Consider the following 5798-nt stretch of genomic DNA (forward strand, 5'->3'; position numbering starts at 1 on the left):
CGAGGAGATCCTCTGCGGGCTCTTCGCCGAAGTCCTCGGCCTGAACCAGGTCAGCGCCGATGCCTCGTTCTTCGAGCTGGGTGGTGACTCGATCATGTCGATGCTGCTGGTGTCGAGGGCGCGTAAGACGGGCTTGGTGGTGACCGCGCGGCAGGTGTTCGAGCGTCAGACTCCGGCAGGCCTGGCCGTGGTCGCCGGGGAGGTCGGTGTCGGTGGCGCCGTCGGCGGCGGTGACCCGGGCACCGGTGAGGTGCCGCTGACCCCGGTGATGCACGAGCTGGTGGAGCGGGCCGGAGCGGAGCGTATCGGAGGGGTGTATCAGTCGACGGTGGTGGTGGCCCCGGCGGGGATGCGGCTGGAGACGCTGATCGATGCTGTTCAGGCGGTTGTCGATCACCATGACATCCTGCGGGCCCGGCTCGAGGCCGAGCCCGTACCCCGCCTGGTCGTCCCCCCGACTGCGTACGCGGCCCCCTGGGTGCACCGGGTCGATGCGACCGTCGGCGATCTGGACCGGCTCATCGCCGAGGAGTCCCGGGCCGCCGCGGACCGGCTCGACCCGCAGGCGGGTGTGATGGCCCAGGTGGTCTGGTTCGACGCCGGCCCGGACATCCCCGGACGGCTGCTGATCCTCCTCAACCACCTGGTGGTGGACGGCGTCTCCTGGCGCGTCCTGGTGCCCGATCTGGCCGAGGCCTATACGGAGCTGGCCGCCGACCGCGAGGTTGCGCTGGAGCCGGTGCCCACCTCCTTCCGGCACTGGGCCCGCACCCTGCAGGCCGAAGCCGCCAGCCGGCCGCGGCTCGCAGAACTCCCCGCCTGGACCCAGGTGCTGGACGGCGCCGACCCGCTGCTCACCCCGCGGCCCGTGGACCCGGGGCGGGACCTCGGCGCCACCGTGCGGCAGCTGTCGGTGAAGGTGCCCACGGAGGTCACGTCGGCGCTGCTGACCAGCGTGCCGACGGCGTTCCACGCGGGCGTCGACGACGTGCTGCTCACCGGCCTGACCGCGGCGGTCGTCGAATGGCGCCGCCGGCAGGGCCAGTACACGGCCGGGATCCTGCTGGACCTCGAGGGCCACGGCCGGGTCCCGCTGGCTGAGGGCATGGATCTGACGCGCACGGCAGGCTGGTTCACCAGCAGCTATCCGGTGCGGCTCGATGTCGGCGTCGCCGACTTCGCGGAGCTGCGCTCCGGCGGGGCCGCGGCGGGACGGGCCGTCAAGCGGATCAAGGAACAGCTCCGGGCCGTACCGGGCGACGGGCTGGGCTACGGGGTGCTCCGGTATCTCAACCCCGAGACCGCACCCGCCCTCGCCGCGCTGCCCACCGCCCAGATCGGCTTCAACTACCTGGGCCGGTTCCCCACCCAGCAGAGCCGGCAGCCCGCCGAGCAGCAGGCCTGGCAGACCGCCGGCGAGGGCGGCCGGGGCGGCGGGGCCAACGACCGGATCCCGGTCATGCACGCCCTGGAGGTCATGGGCGTCGTCCACGACCTGCCCGACGGCCCGCAGCTCACCCTCATCGTGTCCTGGCCGGCGGAGCTGCTGACGGAGCCGGCCGCCCGGAGCCTGGCCGACGGCTGGGCCGCGATGCTCACCGGGCTGGCCACGCACACCACGGACGTCGGCACCGGTGGCCACACCCCCTCCGACTTCCCGCTGGTGGAGATCAGCCAGAGCGAGTTGGACGAGTTCGAAGCGACAGCGCAGCAGATGGAAGAAGGAGCTTGAGATGACCGACTCCGCTCTGGTGGGGGTATGGCCGCTGTCGCCGCTGCAGGAGGGCCTGCTGTTCCACGCGGTGTACGACGAAGAGGGCACCGACGTCTACGTCGAGCAGATGATCCTCGGCCTGGAGGGCAAGCTCGACTCCGCGGCGCTGCGGGCGTCCTGGCAGGCGCTGCTCGACCGGCACGAGAGCCTGCGCGCCGGCTTCCAGCGGCGCGCCTCCGGAGCGCCGGTCCAGCTGATCATGCGCCGGGTGACCCTGCCGTGGCGGGAGGAGGATCTGTCCGGGCTGGATGCCGATGTGGCCCGGGCGGAGTCGGAGAGGCTGGGGATCGAGGAGCGGGAGCGGCGGTTCGACCTGGCGGTGCCGCCGCTGCTGAAGGTGCTGCTGGTCAAGGTCGGGCCTGACCAGTACCGGATGATGATCACGTTGCACCACATCCTGCTGGACGGCTGGTCGCTGCCGGTGCTGATGCGGGAGTTGTGGACGTGTTACGAGGCCGGGGGCAGCGCCCGTGGCCTGCCGCCCGTCACCCCGTACCGTGACTACCTCGCCTGGCTCGCCCGCCAGAGCAAGGAAGAAGGCCTGGCGGCCTGGCGGCAGGTGCTGGCCGGGGCGGATGAGCCGACGCTGGTGGCCCCGGCCGAGTACAACGGGGCGCCGGCGCACTCCGCCATGGTGTCCGGCAAGGCGAGCAAGGAGCTGGACCAGGCGCTGCGCGAGCTGACGCGCACCCATGGCCTCACCCTGAACACGGTGGTCCAGGCCGCCTGGGCCCTCATCGTCGGCAAGCTGACCGGTCGGCGGGACGTGGTGTTCGGCGCCAGCGTTGCCGGACGGCCGCTGGAGCTGCCGGGCATGGAGAGCATGCTGGGGCTCTTCATCAACACGGTGCCCGTACGCGTGCGCTTCGACCCGGCGCAGTCGGTCGCCAAGATGCTGACGGAGCTGCAGGCCGAGCAGTCGGCGCTGGTGGACTACCAGTATCTGAGCCTCAGCGACATCCAGCGGCAGGCCGGGCCCGGGGCGACGTTCGACACGATCATGGCGTTCGAGAGCTTCCCCTCGGGCACGAACGCGCAGAAGCCGTCGGGCGACAAGGTCGATCGACGAGGACCGGGCGGCCTGAAGTTCACCGAGTCCGGACTCCGGGAGTCGATCAATTACCCGCTCGGCCTGGTGGTCGGCCCGAGCGGCGGTCTGGGCATGCGGCTGAGCTATCGGCCGGACCTGTTCGACGAGGAGACGGCCCAGGGGCTGGTCGACCGGGTGCTCCGGGTGCTGGGGCAGATGGCGGCCGATCCGGGGGCGCTGGTCGGTCGGCTGGATGTGCTGGCGGAGGCGGAGCGGGCGCGGGTGGTGGAGGAGTGGAACGTCACCGGGGCCGTGGTGCCGGGTGGGTCGATCGTGGAGCGTATCGAGGGGCGGGTTGCGGCGGCGCCGGATGCGGTGGCGGTGCGGTGTGGTGAGCAGGTGCTGTCGTACGGGGAGTTGGACCGGCGGGCGAATCGGCTGGCGCGGTTTTTGAACGGTGTGGGGGTGGGGCGGGAGTCGCGGGTTGCGCTGTGTCTGCCGCGGTCGGTGGAGATGGTGGTGGCGGAGCTGGCGGTGTGGAAGGCCGGCGCGGCTTTTGTGCCGTTGGATCCGGAGTATCCGGTGGACCGGTTGGGCTTCATGGTCGCGGACAGTGGTGCCGAGGTGGTCCTTGGCACGGCCGACTGCCTGGCCGAGGTGCCGCTCGGCGATGCCCGCTCCGTCCTTCTCGAGGACGTCGACGTGTTCTCGGCGGAGCCGCTCGGGATGGGGATCTCGGCAGACCAACTGGCGTATGTGATCTACACGTCGGGTTCGACGGGCCGTCCGAAGGGGGTGGCTGTCGCTCACGGTGGGGTGGCGAATCTCGCTGAGGCGATGCGTCCGGTGTTGGGGATGGATGCGGGTGTGGTGGGGCTGCAGTTCGCGTCCTTCAGCTTCGATGCCGCTGTGCTGGATGTGGTTGTGACGCTGGCCGCGGGCGGGACCCTCGCGGTGGCGACGGCGGACGAGCGCGGTGACTTGCAGGCGCTGGCGGAGATGATCGACGCCGCCGGGGTGGAGGTGGCGAGCGTGGTGCCCTCTCTGCTGGGGGTGCTGGAGCCGGCTGCTGTTCCGGGGGTGCGCAATTGGGTGCTGGGTGCGGAGCGGTTGAGTGCCGATCTGGCCGACCGGTGGTCGGCCGGCGCCCAGGTGTGGAACACGTACGGTCCGACTGAGGCCACCGTCATCACCACCGCCACCGCCACCGCACTAAAGACCGGGCTGGACGCGGCGCCGCCGATCGGCCGGCCCCTCCCCAACGCCCGCGTCTATGTGCTCGATGAGTTCCTCAAGCCGGTGCCGGAAGGGGTCACGGGCGAGGTGTATATCGCCGGTGCCGGTCTGGCTCGGGGTTACATCGGGCGGCCGGGGCTGTCCGCGGAGCGTTTCGTTGCCTGTCCGTTCACGGGTGGCCGGATGTATCGCAGCGGTGACCTGGCGAAGTGGACCGCCGACGGCGAACTGGTCTTCGCAGGCCGCGTGGATGAGCAGGTCAAGGTTCGCGGGTTCCGTGTGGAGCCGGGCGAGATCGAAGCCGTCATCGGCGCGCACGAGGCTGTGGGTCAGGTCGCGGTCGTGGTCCGCGAGGACGGTCCGGGGGACAAGCGGCTGGTCGCGTACGTGGTCCCCAGCGGGGAGCTCGATGTGGCGGTGGTACGGGAGTTCGCCGCCGGGCGGCTGCCGGAGTACATGGTCCCGACGGTCGTGGCGCTGGAGGGGCTGCCGCTGACGGTCAACGGCAAGCTGGACCGCGCGAAGCTCCCTGCCCCCGACACCACAGACACCGCAGAGGGCCGCGGTCCGGCCACCTCGACCGAAGAGGTGCTCTGCGGGCTTTTCGCCGAGGTACTCGGCGTGGAGCGGGTCAGCGCCGATGCCTCGTTCTTCGAGCTCGGCGGTGACTCGCTCCTGGCGATGAAACTGATCGCCCGGATCCGGGCGGTCCTCGACACCCGGATCACCATCCGCGAGCTCTTCACCGCCACCACCGTTGCCCTCCTGTCCCGCCGGATCGAGGAAGAGGGCAGCGCGGACGGCCGGGCCCGCCCCGAACTGGTGCCGTTCCCCCGACCGGACTCCGTACCCCTGTCGTACGCCCAGCAGCGGATGTGGTTCCTCAACCGCCTGGAAGGCGTCGGGGAAGGCGCGGGCTACAACTTGCCGCTGGCGCTGCGGCTCTCCGGCGAGCTCGATGTGGCCGCGTTGGAGGCGGCGCTGGGAGATGTCGCCGACCGGCATGAGAGCTTACGTACGGTCTTTCCCGAGACCGACGGCGAACCGCGGCAGCAGGTGCTGGCGGACGGCGCCGGCCGGCCGCCGCTGGTGGTCGTGGAGACCGCGGAGGACGAGCTGCCGCAGGCCCTGGCGGCGCACTCCGGCCGCGGCTTCGACCTGAGCGTCGATCTGCCCTGGCGGACACGGTTGTTGAAGATGGGGCCGGTGGAGTACGTGCTGTTGATCGTGGCGCATCACATCGCGGTCGATGGCTGGTCGATGGGTGTGCTGGGCCGGGAGATCGGCGTGGCTTACGCGGCCCGGCGGGCGGGCGGGGCGCCCGGCTGGAAGCCCCTGCCGGTGCAGTATGCCGACTATGCCCTGTGGCAGCGTGAGGTGCTGGGTGACCTCGACGACCCGGACAGCGTGATCAGCGGCCAGCTCGGCTACTGGCGCGAGGCGCTGGCCGGTGCACCGGAGGAGCTGGTCCTTCCGGCCGACCGGCCCCGGCCCGCCGTCTCCTCCTTCCGTGGCCGCCCCCTGCCGGTGCAGGTGAGCCCGCAGGTCCATGCCCGACTGGTGGCGCTCGCCCAGCGCGGGCGGGCCACCATGTTCATGGTCGTCCAGGCGGCGCTGGCGCTACTGCTGTTCCGGATGGGTGCGGGGAAGGACATCCCGATCGGTACGGCGGTGGCGGGGCGCGGGGATGCGGCGCTGGAGGGGTTGGCGGGGTTCTTCGTCAACACGCTGGTGCTGCGGACCGATCTGAGCGGTGAC

General features: G+C 71.4%; 2 protein-coding genes. Both read left to right on the forward strand.

Annotated elements, in window-relative coordinates; translation table 11 throughout:
• Positions 1-1732, forward strand: a 1732-nt coding sequence (locus ACTWP8_RS37975; RefSeq protein WP_443326610.1) for a condensation domain-containing protein, incomplete at its 5' end; no start/stop codon positions are given.
• A gap of 1 nt (position 1733) precedes the next feature.
• On the forward strand, positions 1734-5798 hold a 4065-nt coding region (locus tag ACTWP8_RS37980; protein WP_443326611.1), incomplete at its 3' end, for an amino acid adenylation domain-containing protein.

The organism is Streptomyces sp. 7N604 (genome assembly GCF_052245475.1).
GTDB lineage: Bacteria > Actinomycetota > Actinomycetes > Streptomycetales > Streptomycetaceae > Streptomyces.